The organism is Prauserella flavalba, from assembly GCF_003202235.1.
Lineage (GTDB): Bacteria > Actinomycetota > Actinomycetes > Mycobacteriales > Pseudonocardiaceae > Prauserella_A > Prauserella_A flavalba.
Genome location: NZ_MASU01000033.1, coordinates 12,988 through 35,628, shown reverse-complemented (window position 1 = coordinate 35,628; position 22,641 = coordinate 12,988). Strand labels below are relative to the sequence as shown.

The 22,641-nt window shown below is 67.5% G+C and carries 29 protein-coding genes; 20 read left to right on the top strand and 9 right to left on the bottom strand.

Annotated elements, in window-relative coordinates; all coding sequences use genetic code 11:
• The 14 genes from BA062_RS38995 to BA062_RS40145 all read left to right on the top strand — a co-directional run.
• The coding region (locus tag BA062_RS38995; RefSeq protein WP_484266825.1) for a carboxymuconolactone decarboxylase family protein at positions 1–288 on the top strand (288 nt) is incomplete at its 5' end.
• Positions 289–487: 199 nt separating this feature from the next.
• The gene (locus BA062_RS38990; RefSeq protein ID WP_110344140.1) at positions 488–835 is read left to right on the top strand and encodes an NADH-quinone oxidoreductase subunit A; all 348 of its coding nucleotides are present in this window, start codon (positions 488–490) and stop codon (positions 833–835) included.
• 224 nt (positions 836–1,059) lie between these two features.
• Complete coding sequence (locus tag BA062_RS38985; RefSeq protein WP_245960245.1) at positions 1,060–2,007, top strand: hypothetical protein; 948 nt, start codon at positions 1,060–1,062, stop codon at positions 2,005–2,007.
• A gap of 31 nt (positions 2,008–2,038) precedes the next feature.
• On the top strand, positions 2,039–2,920 hold the full coding sequence (locus BA062_RS38980; protein WP_245960246.1) for a complex I subunit 1 family protein: 882 nt from the start codon (positions 2,039–2,041) through the stop codon (positions 2,918–2,920).
• 11 nt (positions 2,921–2,931) lie between these two features.
• Positions 2,932–3,495, top strand: coding sequence for an NADH-quinone oxidoreductase subunit J (locus BA062_RS38975; protein ID WP_110344137.1), 564 nt, complete (start codon positions 2,932–2,934; stop codon positions 3,493–3,495).
• Entirely contained in the window at positions 3,492–3,797 is a 306-nt protein-coding gene (gene nuoK, locus BA062_RS38970) for an NADH-quinone oxidoreductase subunit NuoK (RefSeq protein WP_110344136.1), read from the top strand. The genes BA062_RS38975 and nuoK overlap by 4 nt, the downstream gene beginning before the upstream one ends.
• A 3-nt stretch (positions 3,798–3,800) precedes the next feature.
• The gene (locus BA062_RS38965; protein ID WP_110344135.1) at positions 3,801–5,654 is read left to right on the top strand and encodes a proton-conducting transporter transmembrane domain-containing protein; all 1,854 of its coding nucleotides are present in this window, start codon (positions 3,801–3,803) and stop codon (positions 5,652–5,654) included.
• A 25-nt stretch (positions 5,655–5,679) separates the two neighbouring features.
• Positions 5,680–7,167, top strand: a complete 1,488-nt coding sequence (locus BA062_RS38960) for a complex I subunit 4 family protein (RefSeq protein ID WP_110344134.1) — start codon at positions 5,680–5,682, stop codon at positions 7,165–7,167.
• A 13-nt stretch (positions 7,168–7,180) separates the two neighbouring features.
• The gene (locus tag BA062_RS38955; RefSeq protein ID WP_110344133.1) at positions 7,181–8,587 is read left to right on the top strand and encodes an NADH-quinone oxidoreductase subunit N; all 1,407 of its coding nucleotides are present in this window, start codon (positions 7,181–7,183) and stop codon (positions 8,585–8,587) included.
• 90 nt (positions 8,588–8,677) lie between these two features.
• Positions 8,678–8,884, top strand: a complete 207-nt coding sequence (locus tag BA062_RS38950; RefSeq protein WP_110344132.1) for a heavy-metal-associated domain-containing protein — start codon at positions 8,678–8,680, stop codon at positions 8,882–8,884.
• A 3-nt stretch (positions 8,885–8,887) separates the two neighbouring features.
• Positions 8,888–9,112: a CDGSH iron-sulfur domain-containing protein gene (locus tag BA062_RS38945; RefSeq protein WP_110344131.1), complete on the top strand. Its 225-nt coding sequence runs from the start codon at positions 8,888–8,890 to the stop codon at positions 9,110–9,112.
• Between the two features lie 174 nt (positions 9,113–9,286).
• Entirely contained in the window at positions 9,287–10,114 is an 828-nt protein-coding gene (locus BA062_RS38940) for a F510_1955 family glycosylhydrolase (RefSeq protein WP_425453027.1), read from the top strand.
• A 225-nt stretch (positions 10,115–10,339) separates the two neighbouring features.
• Positions 10,340–10,609, top strand: coding sequence for a hypothetical protein (locus tag BA062_RS39680; protein ID WP_137097501.1), 270 nt, complete (start codon positions 10,340–10,342; stop codon positions 10,607–10,609).
• Positions 10,610–11,022: 413 nt separating this feature from the next.
• Positions 11,023–11,175 carry a hypothetical protein gene (locus BA062_RS40145; RefSeq protein WP_158303278.1) on the top strand — a complete coding sequence of 51 codons (153 nt, stop codon included), beginning with the start codon at positions 11,023–11,025 and terminating at the stop codon, positions 11,173–11,175.
• A 2-nt stretch (positions 11,176–11,177) separates the two neighbouring features.
• Here BA062_RS40145 and BA062_RS38930 read toward each other — a convergent pair whose 3' ends face one another.
• From BA062_RS38930 to BA062_RS38920, 3 genes are read right to left on the bottom strand one after another with little or no spacing between them, the layout of a single operon-like run.
• Entirely contained in the window at positions 11,178–12,011 is an 834-nt protein-coding gene (locus BA062_RS38930; protein ID WP_110344128.1) for a helix-turn-helix domain-containing protein, read from the bottom strand.
• Positions 12,008–12,535 (bottom strand): DUF6879 family protein, encoded by a 528-nt coding sequence (locus BA062_RS38925; RefSeq protein WP_228714352.1) that lies wholly within the window; start codon positions 12,533–12,535, stop codon positions 12,008–12,010. Before BA062_RS38925 ends, BA062_RS38930 begins: the two co-directional genes overlap by 4 nt.
• Complete coding sequence (locus BA062_RS38920) at positions 12,532–12,741, bottom strand: hypothetical protein (protein WP_110344127.1); 210 nt, start codon at positions 12,739–12,741, stop codon at positions 12,532–12,534. Before BA062_RS38920 ends, BA062_RS38925 begins: the two co-directional genes overlap by 4 nt.
• 430 nt (positions 12,742–13,171) lie before the next feature.
• Between BA062_RS38920 and BA062_RS38915 the strand changes: the two genes are divergently transcribed.
• Complete coding sequence (locus BA062_RS38915; RefSeq protein ID WP_110344126.1) at positions 13,172–13,417, top strand: hypothetical protein; 246 nt, start codon at positions 13,172–13,174, stop codon at positions 13,415–13,417.
• On the opposite strand, the gene BA062_RS38910 is transcribed toward BA062_RS38915, so the two are convergent.
• A complete protein-coding gene (locus BA062_RS38910; protein ID WP_110344125.1) occupies positions 13,408–13,596 on the bottom strand; it encodes a MerR family transcriptional regulator in 189 nt (62 codons plus the stop codon). The two genes, BA062_RS38915 and BA062_RS38910, sit on opposite strands and share 10 nt — an antisense overlap.
• 115 nt (positions 13,597–13,711) lie before the next feature.
• On the opposite strand from BA062_RS38910, the gene BA062_RS38905 reads away from it, so the two are divergent.
• The 4 genes from BA062_RS38905 (at position 13,712) to BA062_RS40910 (ending at position 15,522) form a co-directional block, all read left to right on the top strand.
• On the top strand, positions 13,712–13,891 hold the full coding sequence (locus BA062_RS38905) for a hypothetical protein (RefSeq protein WP_110344124.1): 180 nt from the start codon (positions 13,712–13,714) through the stop codon (positions 13,889–13,891).
• Positions 13,892–14,309: 418 nt separating this feature from the next.
• A complete protein-coding gene (locus tag BA062_RS40140) occupies positions 14,310–14,774 on the top strand; it encodes a hypothetical protein (RefSeq protein WP_146770629.1) in 465 nt (154 codons plus the stop codon).
• Entirely contained in the window at positions 14,771–15,082 is a 312-nt protein-coding gene (locus BA062_RS38900) for a DddA-like double-stranded DNA deaminase toxin (protein ID WP_158303279.1), read from the top strand. The genes BA062_RS40140 and BA062_RS38900 overlap by 4 nt, the downstream gene beginning before the upstream one ends.
• Positions 15,079–15,522, top strand: coding sequence for a hypothetical protein (locus BA062_RS40910; RefSeq protein ID WP_228714353.1), 444 nt, complete (start codon positions 15,079–15,081; stop codon positions 15,520–15,522). Before BA062_RS38900 ends, BA062_RS40910 begins: the two co-directional genes overlap by 4 nt.
• Positions 15,523–15,592: 70 nt before the next feature.
• Here BA062_RS40910 and BA062_RS38885 read toward each other — a convergent pair whose 3' ends face one another.
• Positions 15,593–15,994, bottom strand: a complete 402-nt coding sequence (locus BA062_RS38885; RefSeq protein WP_158303280.1) for an STAS domain-containing protein — start codon at positions 15,992–15,994, stop codon at positions 15,593–15,595.
• Positions 15,995–16,286: 292 nt separating this feature from the next.
• Here BA062_RS38885 and BA062_RS38880 point away from each other — a divergent pair, with 292 nt between their 5' ends.
• Positions 16,287–16,715, top strand: a complete 429-nt coding sequence (locus BA062_RS38880) for an ATP-binding protein (protein ID WP_110344119.1) — start codon at positions 16,287–16,289, stop codon at positions 16,713–16,715.
• A gap of 208 nt (positions 16,716–16,923) precedes the next feature.
• Here the strand turns inward: BA062_RS38880 and istB are convergent, their stop codons facing one another.
• The 4 genes from istB to ltrA form a co-directional block, all read right to left on the bottom strand.
• Positions 16,924–17,724, bottom strand: coding sequence for an IS21-like element helper ATPase IstB (gene istB, locus BA062_RS38875; protein ID WP_110344118.1), 801 nt, complete (start codon positions 17,722–17,724; stop codon positions 16,924–16,926).
• Positions 17,724–18,968, bottom strand: coding sequence for an IS21 family transposase (gene istA / locus BA062_RS38870; protein WP_110344117.1), 1,245 nt, complete (start codon positions 18,966–18,968; stop codon positions 17,724–17,726). Before istA ends, istB begins: the two co-directional genes overlap by 1 nt.
• Before the next feature lie 697 nt (positions 18,969–19,665).
• The gene (locus BA062_RS38865) at positions 19,666–20,352 is read right to left on the bottom strand and encodes a hypothetical protein (protein WP_110344116.1); all 687 of its coding nucleotides are present in this window, start codon (positions 20,350–20,352) and stop codon (positions 19,666–19,668) included.
• A gap of 80 nt (positions 20,353–20,432) precedes the next feature.
• Positions 20,433–21,917, bottom strand: coding sequence for a group II intron reverse transcriptase/maturase (gene ltrA, locus BA062_RS38860; protein ID WP_110344115.1), 1,485 nt, complete (start codon positions 21,915–21,917; stop codon positions 20,433–20,435).
• Positions 21,918–22,641: the final 724 nt, after the last annotated feature.

Below are 22,641 nucleotides of genomic sequence, written 5' to 3'. Positions count from 1 at the left end.
GCTAGGGCGGCCGGTTTGAGCGAGGCCGACATCGCGCTCGCCCGTGCGGGCACAGCGACGGATCGCCGCGAAGCAGCCCTGGCCGCTTTCGCGGTCCGGGTGCTGGCCGAGCCTTCCGCGATTGCCGATGAGGATGTGGCCGACCTGCGTGCCCACGGCTGGAGCGACCGCGTGATCGCCGATGTTGTCGGCCTGGTTGCACTCAACCTGCTCACCGGCGCCTTCAACCTGGTCGCGGGCATCGAACCCGCTGCCGAGGAACCGGCCGGCGCGCCTCGAGCTCGTTGACGCGTGCCGCCACGAGCGGCTGCCACTGGTACTGCCTACACGCGTGCCGGTGGCAGCCATGTTAGCTTTACCCGTACCCCGTAGTGGCATATTTTGGAGTGGCACGGCGGCTACGCCGCGCATACGCTCTGCGATCACGGGTAGTAGGAGGGCGGTCGGCCGTCCTAGAACCAGCCGAGCGCGGGAGGTGTGAGTCGCCGTGAACGTCGGCAATGCGTTTCTCCTGGCCGTGGTCATCATCGGCATCATCGCTGGCCTTTACGGTGTCGCCTTCCTCCTCCGATTGGGCAGCACCCTCAGGGACGTACGTCCGTTCCTGTCCGGGCACGCGCCCGCCGAACATGCCGTGTCGCGATATCACGTTCGCTGGTACACGCTGACGATGATCTTCCTGGCGTTCGACATGGAAATGGTGTTCATGTACCCGTGGACGCTCGTGGTCGCCGAGGAAGGCATGACCGCCGTGGTGGAGATGTTCGTTTTCCTGGGAATTCTCTTCGCCGGTGTGACCTATGCCTGGCGAGAAGGGGCGTTGCGGTGGAGCTGAGCAGGTGGCTGCTGAGGACGATGCCACCCCGGCCCCTGGTGGTCACCGTACCTGGTGGCACGGAGGCACGGCTGGCCGTCGAGCGCTGTGTGAGGGAACGGGCGTGGGGTACGGCGTTCAGTCCCGCAGAGGCGAACATACTCGTCGTTGCAGGTGTCGCCGGGCATGCGCTCGAGCCCCTTGTCGAACAGCTATGGGGGCTCATACCCGCACCCCGCACACGGGTGGACGTGCAGGCCGCGAACGACGCACCGCGTGAACTCGACGTGGCGGTCAGCGCCCTGCACAACGTCGATTACCAGCACAAACAGGCGACCGAGGCCCTGTCCGCCGGTGATCGCCCTGAATCGGAGGCCGGCAGGCAAGAACACGGAAGCCATGCCGAACATCGTTCACATCACAGTGCGCCGTCCGGCAGCGGACACGCGGAGCAAGACCAACAGCAACATGGTCACCACGAGCACCACGGTCATCACGGACACGACATGGATGGCATGCAGCTGGCGGGCGGCGTGCCGATGGCCGGCCGGGCGGACGATCGGGATGGGCTCACTCTCGACCAGCTGCACGTACCGCTCGGTCCGCTACTGCCGCTCTGGCCGCCCGGGCTCGTCGTGCGCACGAAACTACAAGGCGATGTCATTCAGCAGGCAGCGGTCGAAGTGCTCGGCATAGGCGATGCCCGGGGAGACGCATTCTGGCTGCGCCCGGGGCGCCCCCTGAAGGCCAGGTGGTTGGACGCGAGCGCTGCCCTGCTCGCGATCGCTGGCTGGGCGGATGCCGCCGCTGTCGCGCGACGTCTGCGGGATCAGGTGCTGACTGGGACGCCGCAAGCCGAGATCGCGGGCCCCATCCGGAGGTGGGGCAGGCAGGTGCGCCGCTCCCGCACGCTGCCGTGGCTACTGACCGGGGTGGGACAGGTGCCAGACAAGCCCTCCACGCCGAGGGCACTCGCGGGAGATGCACTGACCCGTCTCTACCGTTGGGTCGACTCGCTGGCCGACCCCAAGACGTCAGTCGCATCCCCGGATGTGGCTGACGGCACGCCGTGGGCCGTCGATGTCCTCCCCAGCGTGCTGGAGGGCCGCGAGCTGGCCACGGCGCGGCTGATCGTCGCGAGCCTGGACCTCGACACCGACATGCTCACCGTGCGCGAGGCTCATCATGGTTGAGACGACAGCCTGGGGAGTGCTGCTCTTGCCAGTGATTTTGGGGTTGTTCGCCGTGGGCGCAGCGGCGTTCGACGCCACCCTCGCCGCCCGGGCCGCCGGGGTGACCGCACCTCGGTCGGCTGCTCTCGCTCCGCTGCGCTCCGCGGCCGGGCTGCTCGTGCAACAGCGTCGGCGCACGCTGGCCGCCGACACGCTGCTGTGGCGCGCAGCGGGCATGGTGCTGCTGGTGGCCGCGGTGCTCGCCTCGCTGGTCACTCCCCTGGGGCATTGGGCAGTCGGAGATCTCTCGGCAGGTGTGGTGTGGTTCAACGCGATGGAGATCGTCGCGTGGGCGGCGGTGTGGCTGGCGGGGTGGGGCGCCAACTCAACGTTCAGTCTGGTGGGCGGGTACCGGTTCGTCGCACAAGGCCTGGCGTACGAACTACCGCACATGTTCGTACTGACCACCGCGGCGCTCGGTGCCGGTTCGCTGCGGGTCGCCGATATCGTCGCTGCCCAGCAAGACCTGTGGTTCGTCGTGTGGATGCCGGTCGCCTTCGCCGTCTACCTGCTCTCGGTGCTGGCGATGGCGTTCTCCGGACCGTTCAACCACGCCGTGAGCGGTGACGTCGCCGGGGGTGTTTTGGCCGAGTTGTCCGGCGTGGACAGGCTCGTGTTCCTCGCCGGCCGATGGGTCCTCCTGGTCTCCGGGGCAGCGATGGCCGTGCCGCTGTTCCTCGGTGGCGGCGCCGGGCCCCTTCTTCCGGACTGGCTGTGGACGCTGGTCAAGACAGCACTTGTGCTGGCCGCATTGGTGTGGGCGGGCCGCAGGGTCCCGACGATCCGGATGGAACGGTTCGAAGAGATCTCCTGGATGGTGCTGATTCCGGCGACGCTGTTGCAGGCGCTGTTCGTATCCCTTGTGGTCATCTGAGGAGGTGCTCGATGTGGCGTGAGTTCGTGTTCTGGTTGTGCGCGGCCGGATCGGTGGTCACCGGCGTCGCGGTGTTTCGCGTCGACTCAATGGCCCGCGCGACGTTCGCGCTCCTGGCGTCGTTCCTCTTCGCAGCCGGGACCGTGCTGCTCGTGGACCTGACATATCTCGGCATCCTGGTCATCCTCATGATGATCATGGAGATGGTCATCATGGTTGTCTTCATGTTGATGTACATGATGAATCCCGCCGGGCTGATGCCGATGACCATGGTGCACAACCAGAAGGGTTCGCTGGCGATCGCCATCGGCACTTTCGCGGTTCTGGCGACCGGGATCTACCTCATCGACTGGCCCACATCGTCCGCGCCGCAGCCCGAGGATCCGACTATGGCGCTGGGTGAGGCGCTGATGGGGCCGAAGATGCTGATGATGATAGTTCTTGGGCTCGCCCTGTTCGCCACGATCGTCGCCACGGTCGTCCTGGCCACACACCGGGGCCGCTACGACCGCTACGGCGACCGGCTGGATCGCGATCGCCCCGACGACCCCGTTCGAGGAGGTGTCGGCAGGTGAGTCTGCAAGAGTATTTGCTACTCGCGGCCGCACTGTTCAGCGTCGGCCTCTACGGTGCGCTCTCCCAGCAGTCCATCGTCATGATCATGATGGGCCTTGAGTTGATGATCAACGCCGTGATCGTGGGTGGCGCGGCGTTCTGGTACTTCACCGCGCTCGATCGCCCGGACGGGCAGGTGGTCATTGTCCTGGCCATCACAGCGATGGCGATCGAGATGGCGGCCGGGTTTGCCGTGACAACAGCGGTGTTCCGGGCCAGAGACGTGGACATGACCGACATGGCCGCGGATCTGAAGGGCTAAGACATGACGCTGTGGTTCCTGATCGGAGTTCCACTGGCGGTCGGCAGCCTGCTGCTGGTGTGTGGCAGGCGCGCGGATTCGCTCGCCGTGCCCGGCGCGATCGCCGCGGCGGCGCTGACGCTGGCGCTGTCGGCCATCGTGACCGCCCAACGCCCGGCGGTCACGGCGTCCTATGTGGAAGGTGTGTCGTTCGGCCTGGGGGTCGACGGCCTTTCCGCGGTCATGGTCATCATCGTCTCCGTCGTGCTACTTGCGGTGCTGATCTTCGCCGTCGGGGAATTCGGCCCGGAGGAGGCGCGGGCGCGGTTCTTCGGGTTCATGTTGCTCTTCGCCGGAGCCATGTTGGTGACGGTCACCGCCACGACGCTGGTCACGCTGCTGATGGCATGGGAGGTGATGGGCGCGGCCTCGTACGCGCTCATCGGTTTCTGGTGGCGGGAGTCCCGGCGGGCCAGTTCGGGCACGGTGGCGTTCTTGACCACCCGCTCCGCCGACCTCGGGCTCTACCTGGCGGCGGGAGCGGCACTCGCCGGCGGCGCGGGCGCGCTCGCCCTCGACGAGCTGGCCGGGTTGCCGGACGGGTGGCGGGACGTCGTGGCCGCGGGTGTGGTGCTGGCGGCGCTCGGCAAGTCGGCCCAGCTGCCGTTCAGCTTCTGGCTGTCTCGCGCCATGGACGGCCCCAGCCCCGTGTCCGCCCTCTTGCACTCGGCAACGATGGTCGCCGCCGGCGCCTACCTGTTGCTGCGCCTGGAGCCGCTACTCGGTGCCACCCCGTGGGCGAGTGTGCTGGTGGCGTGGACCGGCGCCCTGACCGCGTTGGCGCTTGGGGCCGTGGCCGTGGTGCAGAGCGATCTCAAGCAACTGCTGGCCGCCTCCACTTGCGCCCAGGTCGGATTCATGGTGTTCGCCGCAGGAGCGGGCGGGGTCGCCGCCGGGAGCGGACAGCTCGTGGCGCACGCGCTGACCAAAAGCCTGCTGTTCCTCGCCGCTGGGGCGTGGCTGACCGCATTGGGCACCAAAAACCTGCTAGCACTTCGCGGCGTCGCCCGTCGGTACCCGGTCGTCGGCGTGACCTTCACCGCCGGAGCCGTGACGCTGGCCGGGATCCCGCCCTTGTCGATCTGGGCGACCAAGGACCACGTGCTCGCCGTAGCACTCCGGGACGCCACGCCGCTGTATCTGGTCGGGCTCGGCGCCGCGGCGCTCAGCGCCGCCTATGCCGGTCGTGCCGTGGCGATCGTGTGGTCAGCTCCCGATCCTGGCGCGGCGGGGCACGTCGAGCAGCGCGCCACCGGCCGGGTCAATGCGTGGCAGCGCAGCGCGCTGCCACCGCTCGCCGCCGGGGCGGCCGCCCTGGGTGTGCTCGCCGTCCCCGCCGTCTGGGAATCCTTCGCCCGCTTCGTCTCCACGACCGACGAGGCAGCCGCGGCGTGGTGGGAGCTGCTGGTTTCCGCGGTCGTCGCCCTGGCCACCGCGGGCGCTGTTGCCGCGGTCGTCCGCCGTCGCGGAGACGTCCCGGCACGCGAACCATGGGCTGGATGGCTCGGGCTCGAGGCGGCGGCACGCAGCCTGGTCGCGGCGCCGACCAAGGCCGCCGCCGTCGCGCTGGCCCGGTTCGACGACCGGGTCATCGACGGCGGCGTGCGCGCCGCGGTCGCGGTGGGCTCCTCAGTGGCGCGCGCGGTCGACGCCCGCGTCGAGTGGTCCGTCGACGGCGCCGTCCGCGCGGTCGCCCACGGTTTCCGCCGCTTGGGACGGTCGGCCCGGCGCCCCCAGACCGGCCAGCTCCATCACTATTACGCGCAGGCCATCGTGGCCCTCGCCGCGCTCGTTGTCCTGCTGGTGGTGCTCGGATGAACACCGGATCGAACGTGAGGTAGGCGTGCTCAGCATCATCGTGTTCTTGCCCGTGGCCGTCGCCGCCGGGTTGCTGGCCCTCCCACGGCTCGGCGACAACGCGGTCCGTTGGACCTGGATCGCCGCCAGTGCCGTGGAACTCGTCCTCGTGCTCGGGGTGTGGGTCGGCTACGACCCCGCGGCACCGGGCTACGCCTACGAGGTCAACCGCCGGTGGATCCCCAGCGTCAGCTCGGGATATCACCTCGGCGTGGACGGACTGAGCCTGCCGCTGGTGGCGCTCACCGCCGTGCTGTTCTTGGCCTGTGCGATCTACTCACTACGCCAGACTCAGCGCATCCGCTCGTTCGCCGCGCTGTTCCTCTTCCTGGAAACGGTGTGCCTCGGCCTGTTCGTCTCCCTGGACCTGATCCTGTTCTTCGTTTTCTTCGATCTGTCCATCGTGGGTATGTACTTCGTCATCGCCGGGTGGGGACACAAGGGGGCGGCCCGGGCGGCACTGAAGTTCTTCCTCTACACGTTCGTCGGCTCGCTCGCGCTGCTGCTCGGGTTCATCGGGCTCTACCTCTCCGCCGAGCCCCACACCTTCGACATCGCCCAGCTTGCTGAACAGAACCCCTTGGCAGGACAGGGCGTCGCCGGAACGCTGGTGCTGCTCGCGCTCGTCGTCGGCCTGGCGATCAAGACGCCAACCGTGCCGTTCCACACGTGGCTGCCACCAGCCCATACCGAAGCCCCGGCAGCGGGGTCCGCGATCCTCGCCGGTGTCCTGCTGAAGCTGGGCACCTACGGCTTCGTGCGCATCGCGATGCCGCTGTTGCCCGACACGTGGCGACGCTACGCCTGGGTGATCGTGATCGTGGGTGTGCTCAGTGTGCTCTACGGTGCGCTGGTAGCGCTGGCGCAACGCGATTTCAAGCGGATGATCGCCTACACCTCCGTGAACCACATGGGCTACATCATCCTCGCCATCGGCGCGGCCGGGCTCATCGCCACGTCGAACGAACAGGCCCATGACCTCGCCGTCGCCGGAGCCGTCACGCAGATGGTCAGCCACGGCCTGATCACCGGTGCGCTGTTCCTGCTCGCCGGTGTCCTCTACGAACGGGGACACACCTACGACATGGGCTCCTATGGCGGGCTCGCCGCCAGCGCACCCCGGTTCGCCGGGCTCACCGCGATCGCAGCCTTCGCCTCCCTGGGGCTGCCTGGGTTCTCCGGCTTCATCGCCGAGTTCCAGATCTTCACCGGCTCGCTCGGGGCGACGCCCGTCGCCACTGCCTTGGCCTTCCTCGGCATTCTCATCAGCGCGGCCCTCTTCCTCCGCGCCTACCAGCGCATCTTCCTCGGCCCGCCACGAGCCGCAGGCGGCACCACCGATCTCACCGCCCCCGAAACCATTTCGATCGCGCCGCTGATGGTGCTGGCCGTCGTACTCGGCCTGTTCCCGCGATTCCTACTCGACGTCATCGAACCCGCGGCCCGCACCCTCGGCGACCTGGTGAGCCGCTGACATGGAAGGAATGATGACCCAGGAGCTCGGCCTGCTCCTGCCCGAGATCTTCCTCGCTGCCAGCGCCGTGCTCGGGCTGCTCATCGGCTCCTACCTGCCCCGCCGACGCCAGTGGCTGATCCATGTTCTCGCCGCACTCGCCTGCCTCGCCGGGCTCGCGTCCACTGTGCTCGACTGGCTGGAGCCGAGCACGGCTGTGTTCGAAGGCAGCTATTCCGTCGACATCGCCACCAACGCCACCCGGGCCGTCGTGCTCGTGTCCGTGCTGTTCGTGCTCGGCCTGACTGCGGACGTCCGCAGCCACAAGCGCGAAACCGAGTTCGTCGTCCTGCTCCTGCTCAGCGCGCTCGGCACCGTCATCCTCGCCGGTACCAACGACCTTCTCTTGCTCGGTGCCGCCTATCTCCTGGCCAGTGTTCCGCTCTACGCGCTGGCCGCGTTCGCCAAGGACTCCCCCGGCACCGAGGCCGGCCTGAAGTTCTACCTGCTCGGCGCACTGCTCGGCGTCACCATGCTGTTCGGCATCATGCTGCTGACCGGCCTCAGCGGCGGAACCGACTACCCCACGCTCGCCGATGGAATACCGGACGCGCCGACGGCCGCCGCAGCCGTCGGCGTCATCGCCGTCATCGCCAGCCTGCTGTTCAAGGCGGGCGCCGTGCCTGCCCAGTTCTGGGTCCCGGACGTCACGCAGGGCGCGCGGCCACCGGTCGGTGCTATCGTCACCACCATCCCCAAGATCGGCGCTGCCGTGGCGCTCTACCGGCTCGTCGCCGCTCCACTAGGCTTGGCCTCACTCGACTGGCCACTTCTGTTCGCTGTCCTCGCTGCGGCCACAATGACTCTGGGCAACCTCGCGGCGTTCTTCCAGAGCGACGTACGCCGCCTGCTCGCCTACTCCACTATCAGCCAGATCGGCTATCTCCTGATGGCCGTCGCCGCCGCCGGACGCAGCACACTCGCGCTCCCCAGCCTGCTGCTCTACCTCGCCGCCTACGCCGTGACCAACCTCGGCGCGTTCGCGGTAGTCTGCGCGCTGCCCGGCGCGCGCACGCTCACCGACTACAGCGGCCTGCGGCGCCACCAACCCTGGCTGGCGCTAGGCCTCACTATCTGTTTGCTCGGTCTCGTCGGGACGCCACCAACCGGCGTGTTCGCCGGCAAGCTCACCGTCTTCACCGCCGCCTTCGACGCCGGTTTCGTCTGGCTGGTCGTCCTCGCCGCCGTCAACACCGCCGCCAGCGTGTTCTATTACCTCCGATGGATCGCGCCCGCCATGCGCTCCAACCCCACAACCATCGAACACGCCGAACCCCGGGCGGCGACCACGGCCTACCTCGCCGCACCGGCCTCCGTCGCCGTCGGCATCCTCGCCGGCCCGATCCTCGCAGTCTTCCAAGGCAACATCCTCATCAGCTAAGCATTCCGCCGAAACAGGGCCGCGCCAATCCCCTTGATACCCTACCCCCGTAGTGTTAAGTTGCCATTGACCACCGTCGAAGGGAAATCAATGAGCACGAGCACCTACACCGTCAAAGGCATGACCTGCTCTGGATGCATGAACAAGGTGACCACCGCAGTCACCGGCGTAGCCGGCGTCAACGACGTCGATGTCGACATCGCCACCGGTGAAGTCACCGTGATCAGCGACAACCCAATTGACGGCAAGCTCGTCCGGGCGGCGATCGCAGACGCCGGCTACGAAGTCGCCCAGTAAGCCATGAGCACCGAACCAAGTTCCGACCGCATCGTGGTCAAGGCGGTGGACAACGGCCCCTATCAGATCAAGGGCCCTATCCGTCTCGTCGATCACGAGAACAACAGCTATGAGCTGGGTCCAGGGCGCACGACCCTGCTGTGCCGTTGCGGGATGTCGGCGAAGAAGCCGTTCTGCGACGGGTCACACGCCCGCAACGGGTTCAACGCCACCGAAAGGTCTACCTAAGCAGCAGCGGTGGCGCTGGCAACCTCCCAGCGCCACCGCTTCGCCACACTTAGCTCTGCATCGCCCCAACATTGCCGAAAACTACTAACCTATATAGTTCACTTTGTCCGGGGAGGCAGATGACGAAGGAGTTGCAGCTCGGTGACACAGCGCAACAGGATGCGCCTTGGCGTGATGACTGTGATCGCCGCCGCCACACTGACCGCGTGCGGTCAAACCGCCGAGCAGACGGCGAACAACGTGCCCGGCGCGCCGCCCAGCCTCGGGCACGTGCACGGACTCGGCATCGACCCCGCCGACGGCACTCTCTACGCCGCGAGCCACTACGGGGTGTTCCGGCTTCCCGATCAGGGCGAACCCGAATTGATCGCGGACCGACAGCAGGACACGATGGGATTCACCGTCGTAGGCCCACGGCATTTCCTCGGAAGCGGCCACCCCGCCCCGGACGAGGACCTCCCGCCGCACCTTGGCCTCATCGAAAGCACCGACGCGGGGCAGACGTGGGCGCCCCTCTCGCTATCCGGCCAAGCCGACTTCCACGCCCTCGAAGCCAAACACAACCAGGTGTACGGCTACGACAGCCAGAGCCAGCAGCTCATGGTCACCAGCGACCGACAGAACTGGGACCGGCGCGCAAGCATCGCACTCGCCGACTTCACCGTCCACCCCACCAACGCGAACACCGTGCTAGCAACCACCGAGGAGGGCCCGGCGCGTAGCACCGACGGCGGCCGCACCTTCGCCACCATGCCGAAAGCTCCTCTCCTGCTACTCCTCGACTGGCCATCCGAGAACACCCTTATCGGCATCGATCCGGATGGCAGGGTGCACACCAGCAAGGACGGCGGCACCTCGTGGTCCACGGCGGGCCAGGTACCCGGCGCACCGCAAGCCCTCGCCACGAACGGCAGCTCCGAGGTCTACGTCGCCACCGAAACGGGAATCTACGCATCCCGCGACGGCGGACGTACGTTCACCCTGCGCCAAGAGCTAGGCTGAAAGCTCGCCCGCCTGGTTGCGTCGGTTTCAACGATCTTTGATCAACCAGTAACACCTCGCACATCCGCCCGCTGACCTGTCGGTGCGCCCAGCGGGCTTCCCATCTGTGGCGTGGCCTCCGTTGGTGCTCGCCGAGCGAGCAAGCCCACGATACAGCCACGCTCTTTGACCTGGCCGCGCGTCGCGTTCTCTGGCGGTGGTCAAGCTCAGACAGCTCGTCTCCGATTGGGCGGATACTTCGATCCGCACCTGCAGTTCGATTGCCGCCAGGAGAGCGGCAAGGCCAACGATCGCGAGGACGCTCGGGGCCATGAGCGCGAGCCCGAGATACGCGAGCGCCATGGCGCTGAAGATGGGATGCGCATCGTCGCGAACAAGCCATTGGTCACCAAGTCGGTCGTCGCCTCCCTGTGGATCGACTCCGATGCGCCAGCAGCGCCGGGTGGTTCTAGCCCCGTCAAGTCGTTCTTTGGTCTGGACGGAGGCGGTCTGTGAAGCGGCGCGCGCTCGTCGCGGTCGCAGACACCGCCTTCCGCGTCGGAGCTGAGGCCGCGATGATCGTCGCGGTGACGATGGTCACCGTTGGGCGCAGGGTCGATCGAGCCGTGTCACAGCTCGGCCACAGCTCGCAAAGAACGGTGACACGGCAGGAGATTCCTCCGAAGAGCCTGGTAGACGACCAAGGAGCGCCATGACGCAGCCCTACCTCCCCGATCCAGCCAGAAGTACGGCCATCAGCAACCACCGAGCGGGCCTCAGCCGCTCGTCCCCTACCAGCAGTCCTACTCGCAGTACCAGGCTTATCCGCCGCCCGTGCCCCACGCGGCGCCGTATCCCTACCCGTACCGGGCGCCCGACAACGGCACGGGCACTGCAGCGCTCACGCTCGGGCTCATGTCACTGCTGCTGTGGCCGCTCGGCTCATCTCGCTGATCCTCGGCATCCTGGGAGTAAGCAAGGTGCGACAAGGCCTGGCGACCAACGAGGGCAGCGCCGTCACCGGCATCGTGCTTGGCATCCTCGGCCGCGCGTTCGGCATCCTCGTGCTCGCCCTGGTGTAGGCCTAGCGGGTGGGGGTGGTGACGCGCGAAAGAAGTTCACGTGCGTCGTCACCCTCGGCGGCTGCCTCCCAGAGCCGGTCGGTGATCCCGCGGTAGAGCGCCACGTCCTCGGGGTCGGTAGCGACGACATCGGTGTGGTTGACCTCGATCGTGACCGTGTCGTCGAGGATCGTGTAGCCGTGCATCGTGACGGTGGGCAGCACGGTGTCGAGCGGCAGCACGCCGAGCCGGACGTGCGCTAGGCCCGCGAGGTTGCCGAGCCGGTCCAGCTGTGCCCGCATCGCCACCGGCGGGCAGATCGGGTAGCGCAGGGCGGCCTCGGCGACGAGGATCTCGACGCGCTTGTCCGGGTCATAGAGCACGTCCTGCCGCCGAATCCGCTCGCGTACCGCGTCGTCGGAGTCGCGGGGTGTCTGGTGCATCTCGGCCGCGAGCTCGAACACGGCGCGGGCGTACTCGGCGGTCTGAACCAGGCCGGGCACGAGGAAGAACTCGACCATCACAATCGAGCGGGCGTCGTGCACAGCCTTAGCGGTGCTGCGCTGGAGATCGGCGTGACCGTGCCGCAGCTGTCGTTTCCAGCGGCCGCGTTCGAGCCGGATCTCGCGCACCTCGTCACGCAGCTCAATCTGCGCCAGGTCGCCGCCACCGACCGCTACGGCCCACGCGGCCACGTCGGCGTCGCTCGGCAGGGTGCGGCCGTTCTCGATCCGGCTGACCTTCGAGGGCAGCCAGCCGATGTGCGCCGCGAAGTCCTTGCCGGTGCGGAACCCCGCCCGCTCGCGCAGGCCGCGCAACGTGTCGGCCAACGTGAGCTGCCGTTTCTCGATGCTCACCTGTTCCCTGCGATGTAGTCGGCGTGGGTCGTCGCCAGCGGCCACACCAGATCACGCCACCCCTGGTGCTGCCGCACGACCTCGGGGTCGTCGTCGAGGTCGATGCCGATCAGCTCGGTCTGCTCATCGAAGCAGAGCACCGCGACCCGGTCGTCATCGAGGATGTAGAAGTCGTAGCCCGGCATCCCCAGCTGGGCCGCCTGGTGCTGGTCGATCCAGCGGATGCCCTCGCCCGCCTCGACGTTGGCGTGGGTGACCGAGAGCATCCACCGCAGGTACTCGCTGAGCGGGTCAGTGAGCATCCGCACGCGCTCGAACGGGATGCCCGCAGCGCGCAGGCGACGGATGTAGGCGTGCCAAGCGCGGTCCTCGTCGGTCTCCTCGACCGGCTGGCCGGCGCGCCACGCGTCGAGCTCGTCCTCGTCGACGGCGTAGTGACCCTGGCATTCCCACCGCCACGACGAGCGGCGCACTGTGTCGAGCAGTGCGCCCAGCTCGCCGGGGCCGAGACGACGTACCGTCACCCACGGGCCCCCTGGAAGAACTCCACCAGCTCCTTGGGGATCTCGACCGCGGTCTCGTGGTCGGGCAAACCACGCTCACAAAGAATCGCGAGCGCCTCGGGATCGGTGACCCTCGTGCCCTGAACGACGAAGGTGCCGCGATCAGTCTCGTATGCCTCCGGGCAGCCACCGTTCTTCGACGTGCTCCCCAGGTGAGTCAGCTTCACGAGTGCATCCTTCCGTAGCTCGTCATGGAATCTACAGAATCCATGAAAAGTCGCCCGCGCCACGAGTGTCCATCCGCGCCATCCGCACGCCGGAATGAACACACAAAGTTGCATCATTGACGCAAACAGGTGAAGTTGCGCAAGAATTCTATGAATTCTATTGCCTTCGCGCCGACCGTAGAGGGATATTCGGACCGCACGGACGGAAGGAGCGCGGCGCCGTGGCAGCTCGAACATGGCAAACCGTTGGCCAGCAGAAGCATGTAGTCCTCGAGACACGGCAGGACGGTCGAGGCATCTCCTTCGTGCGCACGCGCTGCAACCGGCTGATCTGGCCGAGTGCTGTCGACGCGCGGCTGGTCGATCCCTCGACGTGTCAGACCTGCATGTGGTTGACGCAGTCGACCCCGAGACAGGTGGAGGTGGCGGCATGATCGCTCGCGATCGAGAACTGCTCGCCCGGCTGGCACAGGTGAATGTGCACCTCGGCGACGTCGTGGTCGAGCTGATGATTCACCAGGACGGGGGCGAGTTGCCGGCCGAGGGGCTTCGTCAACTCGCCGAGGTTCTCGGTGGTATCACCGCGGATCTCTACGCGCGCGCCGCCGAACTGGACGCCCGGATGATCGCCCCGCAGCGCGTCATCATCGACGCGCGGCCGACAGGTCAGCCTTGATCGTGCCGCTCGTCGAGCTGCCGCAGCAGGTCCTCCACATCCCACCGTGCATGCCCGCCGGGTGTCCGGTACTTCGGCGTGACGACGCCGTCCTTGGCCCATTCGGACAGCGTCTGCCGCGAGACGCCGATCTCCTTGGCGGCCTCACAGTGGTTACGAGCTTGCTGGGCACGGACCACTTTTACAGGACGTTCCCGACGGAATCCGCTGGTCAGTGACGTTTACGACGATCTTGAATGTTCCGACGGTTTCCGATGTTTCTGTACCCTTCGCCACCGGCGGGAGGAGACCGGCGTGAGCTGGTGCGTGAGCCGTGAAGGCGACTTTGCACACCTGAGCCGTGAGCAGTGGGGCGACCTGTACCTCTTCGTCGAGGAGGGCGAACAACAGGCGGCGTTCGATGTGCTCGACCAGATCAAGCCCCCGCACTGGCCTGAGGCCGACGTCATGCTCGGTCCTCCCCACCCCACATGAACATGCCGTGGCTGAACGTCTTCGCCCCGCGCCGGATCAAAGCTGAGGGCGAGACGTGCGCAACCCCGATGCCCCACCCCCTTCGCGACATTCGGCGACCTGATTCTCGTGGCGATGGCATTCCAGTGGGTGGTCTACGTCCGCGATGGCATCTACGTCTGGTGTCCCGAGCCACCAGGAACCGGGCAGCCCCGACGACAACAGCACACCACCCTGACCATCGGCTGCCCTGGTCGCGTCGACCGCCCAGCGACGCCGGCCACCCGCAAGGCGCGCCGCGCATGCCCGCCCGGCGCCTACGCCCGCCTCCCAGCGCCGGGCGGGCCCTCGACCGACGCACCGGAAAGGACTGGGCACCGTGGAAGCTGAGCACGGGAGATGTCGGACTGGCGTGCCATGCTCCGGCGGGGGTAAACGGATGTCGGTGGAAGCGCTCGCGGCGGCGATCTGGCGAGCCCTGGATCTGCTGGCCCGGGTCCGTGCCGACGCGGAGCACGTCGCAGGACTCCTCGGCGAAGCGCGCGACGCCTACGCCGCCGTCCTGTATGGCGCGAACGACCCCGAGGCGAAGCAGCTACCCGTCTCGGCCTCGCAGGCTGCTGAGGCCGCCACCGCAGTCCACGGCCCACTCCGAACCGTCGACGAGTCGCTGCGGGCCTACCTGCACGAGCTGGGCGCCACCGGGCGCGACCCGACTACACCACCACGACGGCCAGATCCGACACCCGCGCCCGCACCGACCGCGCCGGGGGTGCCAGCGCCGGACGGCTCGCGGTACCCGACCGAGGCCGCATGGTGCGTCGACATGCTGCCCTGCAGAGTCCGAGCCGGCCAGCCGTCGACCGCACCGTGGGCTTCGCCGACGGCAGTCTCGTGCCATTGACCTCCGGCCAGGACGGCACGTGGACACCCGCGATCCGCCAGCGACTCACCGAGCTGGGGTTCCCCAACCAGACCGCTCGACGTCTGGGCAACCACGTGGAACTCAAGGTGGCCGCGAAGATGCTGCTCGAAGGGAGCACGCACAGCGAGGTCACGATCAACAACGAGCCCTGCCGGGCCCGCAGTCGCATGCTGCTCGGTGGCCAAGAGGTGCTGCCGAGGTACCTTCCCGAAGGGCACACGTTGACCGTGCACGGCACCAGTCAGCGGTGCGAACCGTTCACGGAAACCTACGAGGGGACAGCATGAGCACCACGTTAACAGCTCAGCCCGCCTGCGACGTCACCACCATCCCCGACGCTGATGAGCTCCTGCGCATCATGGACAACGTCAGCCGCGAACTGGCCCGCCCGCCCGAGGCTGGCGTGGTATGGGAGCTGTACTCCGGCGAGGACGGCGAGCACGTGCTCGTCGCCGGCATCCGCGGCGACCGAGGCTGCCGCAGCTGGGCCGACCCCAGCGAACTCCAGTTGCCCCTCAACGGCTTGAACGCCGAACCGGTCGAGTACTTCACCTGGGACGGCCACCAGTACGACCAGGACCCCCGGCTCCGAGGTGCCGATCGAGACCATGCACGCGGCCGTGCGCGAGTGCGTCACCACCAGGCAGCGCCCCACCTGCGTCCAATGGGTCGCCGCGCCGCCGTGAACGCTGGCAGGAGCCCGAGCGGAGCCCCCGGCGGCGCGTGAACGCGGGGCCGGGGGCTCCTCGCCGTTCAGGCCGCGCATGCTGCAGACCTGACCGGCTTTTCCCGGGAGGTCAGCGGCACTGGTCAGGGATGCCGAGGTCGGCGACCGCCACGGCGTCGGTGGCGTAGGTGGGCAGTGCCCGGTCGAGGCCGACGATCTTCAGGACCCGGTTCAGCGGCGGTGACGGGACGACGGCGAGATGCGCTTGGCGAGCGTGGGCGCGTTCGGCGAGCTCGGCGAGGTAGCTCACCCCGGCGGAGCCGCAGAAACAGACCGCGCGCATGTCGATGATCAGCGCTTGTGTCCTGCCGGCCGGTTCATCACCAACCACGCGCCGCACCTCCTCCACCGCGACCATGTCAACCTCGCCGGCCCCCGGCACCACGCAACACGAGTCACGGCGTGTCACATCCGCGGACAGCAGGGCCGCTGCCGCCCTGGCGGCTGGGTCCCTGTCCTGGTTGCCGGTCATGGTGACCCCCATCCGACCACGGAACCAGTGCGCCGTCGGGCACGCTCGCCGTCCGCAGCCCTCATTGGTCGAAGCACGCCCATCGCCGCGCGAGCGCGCCACCTGCAACGCTAGTGCCCCCACTGTACGCCCGCGGCGACTTCGACGAGGCCCAATTGTTGCCGCCCGATGCTCGATGGAAATGGCGCGCACGCGCACGGCGTAGTGGACTGTGACTGCCGCGGCGGAGTCGTTTGTCGCTCACTCCCGCGGGCTACATCTCGGAGGATGCGAGCAGTGAGGCAAGGGTGGTATGGCAAGTGAGACGGAGCGGCCGCGAGAGGTACCAGCGGTATGGCACCGCCGGGTCCCGGCGGTCAGCAGTGAAACCACTCTGCTGCGCAACCAACTGGCCCGCTGGGCACGCGCACACGGGCTGCCTTCGGGATTGGTCGAGGACGTCAAGCTGGCCGCGTACGAGGCGATGGCCAACACAGTCGCCCACGCCTACCGGGACGCCGTCCGGGGAACCATGGCGGTCACCGCCCGGGCCGTCGACCACACCATCGAAGTCACGATCTCCGACGCGGGCCGGTGGAGCGACCGGCCAAGCCACCGGCACGGCGGCCGGGGCGTGCCGCTGATGCGCGGCCTGGCCGACGCGGTCACCATCAGCTCCACCGACACGGGCACCACGGTGACCCTGTGCTGGACTCGCCGGTCTTTCTCACTCGATCGGTAGAAGTGAGCCGCGCGAGCCGGGTCGGACCGCTCCGAGACACTACCGTTCTGGGTGATCGGTGTCATAGCCGCCGAGCCGCCTCGCCCCGGTCTGATGTCCCCCCGGCGGCCGGGGGCTTCTCTGGCCGCAGGCACCGGCGACGGTGTCAACGCCGCTTGAATCCTGACCCGGTTGTTCCGGGTGAAGGTTGACCCACCCCGGGATGTTGCTAGTCGTTGGTCTTGGTGGCCGCTGGGACGCGGCCGAGGTCTCGGTCCTTGAGTCGGTAGCTGTCTCCCTTCAGTGAGATGACTTCGGCGTGGTGGACGAGGCGGTCGATCATCGCGGCGGCGACGACGTCGTCGCCGAAGACTTCACCCCAGCGGCCGAAGGGCTTGTTGCTGGTGACGATCAGCGAGGCTCGTTCGTAGCGGCTGGACACCAGCTGGAAGAACAGGTTCGCGGCTTCGGCTTCGAAGGGGATGTAGCCGACCTCGTCGACGATGAGCAGCGGGATGCGGCCGAGCTTGACGAGCTCCTCTTGCAGCTTGCCAGCGTGGTGGGCGTCGGCCAGCCGGGCGACCCATTCGGCGGCGGTGGCGAAGGCGACACGGTGCCCGGCCTGGCAGGCCCGGATGCCTAATCCGATGGACAGGTGGGTCTTGCCGGTGCCGGGTGGGCCGAGGAAGACCACGTTGTCCTTGCCGGTGATGAAGTCCAGGGTGCCGAGGTGGGTGATGGTGTCCCGCTTGAGCGAGCGCTGGTGATCGAAGTCGAACTCCTCCAGCGATGTGCGCGACGGGAATCGGGCCGAGCGGATGCGGCCTTCGCCGCCGTGGGCTTCGCGGGCGGCGACCTCGCGTTGCAGGCAGGCGGCCAGGAATTCCTCATAGGTCCAGGTCTCGGCGCGGGCCCGGTCGGCCAGCCGCTCCACCGACCCGGCCAGCGAGGGTGCCTTCAACGCCCGGGTCAGGTAGGCGATCTCGGATGCCACATTGCGGCCGTTGCCGTTGCTTGTCTTGCTGGCCATCACGCGACCCCCTCGGCACTGACCGGGGTGTCGGTGAGGCCGAACAGTCGGTCGTAGTCGGCCAGGCTGCGCTGCTCGACAGCGGTCTGCACCGGAGCGACAGCGACCAGTCGACGGGCCTGCCGTAGTTCGGCGGCCGCGGCGGCGTGCACCGGGTCGGTGATGCTTTGGTGATCGGCCCAGCAACGGGCATGCCGGGCGACCTCGACACCGGCGAGGGTGACCACGACCGCGTCGAGGTCGGCGCTGATCTCCACCCGGCGACCGACGGCGCTGGGGTGCACGGAGTAGTCGTTGGAGTCCAGCCGCACGTAGTGGTCGCGCGGGAGCCGGGTAGTGCTGCGCCACCCCACCACCGGGGCGACCGGCGGTAGCTCGAGCATCGCCGCCTTGTCGGCCTCCCAGCGGTCGATCGGGCGGCAGCCCAACCGACGGTGCTGCCGGGTGTTGGCCCGCACCAGCCAGTCCTCGAGCTGGGTGTTGAAATCGGCGGGGCTGGTGAAGGCGCGGCCGGGCAGGAACGAGGTCTCCAGATAGCCGTTGGCCCGCTCGACCAGTCCCTTGGCTTCCGGGTCTGCCGGGCGGCACTGGATCACCTTGATGCCGAGCGTTCCGCGGAAGGCGTTCATCGCTTCGGTCAGCTGCGGCTTGCCGCCGCGCCACTGCCCGACAGCGGCCTCGTTGTCCCACACCAGCGCCTTGGGCACCCGGCCCCAGTCGCTGATCAGCGCCCAATGCCCGGCCAGCAGGTCCGGACTCTGCCGCGAGGGCAGCATCCGGGCGGCCATGATCCGCGAGTAGCCGGAGACCATGACCAACACCGGTGGGCGGCCCACCTGCCCGAATCTGAGCGGGATGTCCACAGGCGGGAACCACAGATCGCACTGCGCCAGTTCGCCCGGCTGGTATTCCGTGCGCGAGGCCGGATCGGTCGGTTTGAACAGCGGCCGCAGCTGCTGCACCCGCTCGAAGAACACCGTCTTCCCGCGCTGCCAGCCCACCCGCTCAAGGATCACCGTTGAGGGCATGTCCGGGAACTCCGCCAGCAGCGCCCGGATCTGCGGCTCCACCGCATCCACAATCGAGCCCTTCGCCGGCCGCTCGTACTTCGGAGGTGCGTGCGACGCGAGCGCCTTCCGCACCGTGTTCCTCGAGATCCCGAGCCGGCGGGCGATAGCCCGAACCGCCATCCCCTCCGCCCGATGCAACCGGCGAATCTCCGCCCAGTCCTCCACGTTCAGCACCTCATGATCGTCATGGGGTGGGTCAAAGTTCGCGCGGAACCAGAGGGTCAGTATTCAGCCGGAAGCGACAGACCGCTGGGTTCCAGGGAGGACGGGCGCCCCTGCTCGTGCGACGCCCCCATCGCGCGGCCTACACGGTCGAACACGCCTGTCGTCTGGCGCGACTAAGCAATCGGTTCGGGACACGCCCCCGACTCGCGCGTCCCGAGCCCACCCAGGGGAGCCCGGGGCCGCGCGGCCGCGTGTCGTTCCATTGCCCAGCCGCGCAGCTCGGCCTTCGGTACACCCCACGCGACCCGAAGGATGGCACCCGCCCGCGATGGTCAAGACCCCGTCCTCCGCGAGCTGCCGCACCACGCTGAAGTCTGGGGCCCTGTGAAGGTCACCGCTAGAGCCGTTCGGCCCCACAACAGCATGCGTCCAGTCGTTCACTTTCAGGTGATGTCACCGGTCCCACCAAACCTCCGGTCCCCCATCCCCATGGCGCTCGACCGCACGAGTGCGCCCTGGATCCGGGAGAGCGCGGCCCGCCTGGCAGACCAGGCGGGCCGCGACTCCGGGCTGGACGCGCCAAGAATGCCGCTCCGACGTGCTCTCACGGGAGGTGCTACCGGCTGCGCAACACCGACATTGACACGCTCCCCTCCCGCAGGACCACAGCCAAGGTACAACAACCACGACTACGGTGGCCTACTTTTCAAAGAGCGCAACCGGCCGACTTCCGAAGATCGTCGACATTCGCGGCGCGAACAATTGCCACGAGGTTCCGTGAGGTAGTCGCGCTGATCCGAAGCTGCTTCCGCAACGTCTCGGCGGAGATAGGGCGGCGGTAGCGTCGCCAGTGTTCAGCGTCCGCCCGACGCGATCGCTCCACGAGTTTCTCGTCGAGATTAGTCGTCTTGCGGGTCGCTGCCCCCAACAGCTTGGCGCGCCGCTGGGCTGAAGGGTACGACGTCTCTTGTTCGACGCGGCCACCCGTCGAGTCCGCCGACGGGGACATCGACGAATGCGCTGGCCCTGGACCGATGTTAGCGGCGCTCAGAGCTCGCAGAAGGCCAGGTCCTGTCTCGGCCCACCCGATTAGCAGTAGTGGCCCGACTGCGTCGAAAGCCGCCTTTCCCCACTGACCAGCGCACACCGGGTCTGCGACGTTCAGCAACAGAGTCACCACGCTCGCGGCCAGCAGCAAACGTCGTGCTGGCCGCAGCACATCCTCGCTCGCGCCGGACACCGCCAGGTGCCGCGTACCGACGAGCAAGCCCAGCACCGTCAGGTCCACGGCCGGTGCCACCAGCGGTGCAACGAGCACAGGTACCTGCAGCTTCAAGGCCAGATTCAGGACGTTCGTGAGGTAGGCCTGCGGGCGCGGTGTCGGTGTTGCCACCGGTCGTTTCCCGCAGGCCCCTCCCGCACCCGGCGTGCGGCTTTCACCGCACCGGGCGCTCCATGCGTCTTACCCGCTGGTCAGCCGCTGTGGGCGGCTGCCGGTCGGGGTGTCCACGGGGTCGGGATGGTGCTGCCGCGGTAGCGGTAACGGGTCACCGCGACGCTGGATGCGCCGGTGAACACGACCCCGTTGTGGGCGAATCGCCACCCTTTGTCGCAGAAACGACGCCGGAGTTCGGGCATTCCGATCCGATGCTGGCCGCCGTACTTGGCGCGCACCCAGCGCATCAGCCGACCCCACGCATGGTTGTCGATCGCGCTGAATACCACCTTGGCGACCGCGTGGCGGAAATAGTTCGCCCACCCCACCAAGACCCGGTTGACGCTTCTCAGCACCACATCCAGGTCCTGGTATCGGGTTGATCTGTACGTCCTCATCTTGACCTTGTCCTTGACTGACTGAATCGCCTTCTTGGACGGCCTGGTATAGACGCAATACTTTCGAGTTCCTCGGTTCCACTGACGGCGAAGAGTGAACCCGAGGAAATCGAAGCCCTCGTCGATGTGGACCACCCGTGTCTTGTCCGGCGACAGCCGTAACCCCAACGGGGCCAGCACGGCCGCCACCTCCTCCCGCAACGCCTCGGCATGATGCCGCTCGCCCCAGACCATCAGGACGAAATCATCCGCATAGCGGATGAGTCTGCACACACCGTGCCCGGCTGCCTTGCGTTTGGCCCGCTGGTATCTACTGCCCATCGCCCGCCACTGCCGATCGAAATAATCGTCCAGCGCGGACAGGGCGATGTTGGCCAGCAGCGGGGACAAGATTCCACCCTGCGGTGTTCCTGTCAGTGTCTCTTCCCGGTTTCCGAGTTCGGTCAGAACACCGGCTTTCAGGAACGCCTTCACCAGCGCACACACCCGTTTGTCCGTGATTCTCACCCGCAGACGGTCCATCAACGCCCGATGCGATATCTCATCGAAACAGGCCTCGATGTCCGCCTCCAGCACCCAGTGATAGTTCCGGGGCTTCGAGGCATAGTAATGAATCTCGGCCACCGCGTCCTGCGCGCGCCGGTTCGGACGGAACCCATACGAGCAGGGTTTGAAGTCTGCCTCGAAAATGGGTTCGAGCACCAACTTCAGGCTCGCCTGGACCACCCGGTCGGTGATGGTGGGAATCCCGAGCTTCCGGAACTTCCCCGTGCTCCCCTTGGGGATCATCACCCGCCGCACCGCGACCGGACGGAACACGCCCGACTTCAGCGCATCCCGGATCTGGGCCAAGAAAGCCTCGGTCCCCACCCAGGTCTCGACCAAGCCAACACTGACCTTGTCGATACCCGGAGTCCGCGCGCCCTGGTTGGTTGTGACGCGCTCCCACGCGCACACCAGGAACGCCGGATCAGCAACGAGGTTGAACAGATCACCAAACCGGCGCCCCGGTTGCTCGGTCGCCCAGCGATGTAGTTTGGTCTGCATCCTCCGTACCGTGATCGCCGCCGACTCCACATCCGGCCACACCACGGCGCCGGTATTCACCGGCGCGTCTTCGGACATTGCTTTCCCTCTCTGTCTGACGCACTGTCGCCCTTCCCCATGTGCACGGGCTTTCCCCGGCTCGGAGTACTACGGCGACTCCGCCCCAACCCCGGCGCTTCGACAGGCGTCGCGTCTATCCTCACCCACTTCGCTGGCTGCGCAGCGCGGCGGGGAATGCGGCCGGGATGGTTCCCACGTTCACTGTTGTCCGGTTGACGGGTGAGGCGTCCAGCTATACCCCTGCGGCATCGCCACGGCTACGCCGTAGACCTTCACCGTGGCCTCCAGACCCAGACTTCGGAGACCCGACCTGAAGTTCCCCACCCCGTTCCCGAGGCAGGTGCGCACCGCCCACCAGCCCGAATCCACCGGGTTAGAGCTGGCTATTCGTGAAGAGGCGTAACGAAACCGGTTCCTCGCGTACACCTTCCCGTCTCGCTCACCACGCCCGACCCGTCCGGCAGTGCCAGGCCGACGCGACTTTGTCGAGGCTGCTCCCGCCCAACCCAGCGACCCCTGGGTCAGGCTGCCTCCAGCTTCACCCCGCCGCTACGACGACGGAGCGATGGACGGTCTTCCACCTCCATCCGCAACAACAGCGCCTCGTGGCGCACCCAAAGCCGAAGAGGAAGGTCAGCCCGATGACCAGACTCATCGTGACCGTGACGAATCGAGCAACTGTCTGTGCGTTGGAACTCATGACGGCCTCGCTCCCGAGCCCGGAAGTTCGAACCTCGCCTCG